This is a genomic window from Streptomyces sp. a15, from assembly GCF_059026085.1.
Map to the genome: position 1 here is coordinate 1 of NZ_JBWLKM010000269.1, position 705 is coordinate 705.

At 72.3% G+C, this 705-nt stretch carries 1 protein-coding gene; it reads right to left on the bottom strand.

Annotation, left to right across the window (positions count from 1 at the left end):
• On the bottom strand, window positions 1-705 hold a 705-nt coding region (locus AC5P09_RS52075), incomplete at both ends, for an SbcC/MukB-like Walker B domain-containing protein (protein WP_493880648.1).

Below are 705 nucleotides of genomic sequence, written 5' to 3' on the forward strand. Positions count from 1 at the left end.
AGACGAGCAGCAGCGCGGAGACGGTGTGGTCGACGGCGGTGTGCGCGAGGTCGTAGTGGGCGGCGGCGGACACGGAGGCGTGGGCGGCCCACAGGTCGTAGCCGGTCATGAACAGGTCGAGGTCGAACTGGGCGGCGAGTGACATGAGTTCGCCGCGCCCCGTGTCGTCCACTCCGGCGAAGGCCTCGTCGAGGGCGAGCAGGCGCGGGGCGTGCGGATCGGCGGAGTTGAGCATGGCGTGCGCGGCGGCGAACAGCGGCAGGTGCAGCGACACCGACTGCTCACCGCCCGACAGTCGGCTGTGCCGGGCACGGGTGAGCCGCTCCTCCGTCTTGTCCGGGCGTACCAGCTGGAACGCGAACTGCCGCCAGCGCCGGTAGTCGAGGACCTCGGCGAGCAACTCCCGGTAGGGCTGGTCGCGGTGGCGGGCGCGGGCGGTCTTGATCTGCGCGGCGAAGTGCGTGCGCACCCGGGCGAGACCGTCGGGGCCGAGGCGGGCGGCGTCGGCGTCGAGGAGGGCACAGACGCCGCGCTGCTCGTCGTCGAGATGATCGGCGAGCAGCCAGCTCACCCCGACCGTCGTCCCCGAGGACATGGTGCGCCGGCGCATGTCGGTGTTCATCCGCCTGATCAGGTCGCGGGCGTCGACGGTGCGGTCGTGGATCTGCTGGGCGAGCCGGGTGAGCAGGGCGTCCTCCAGGATGC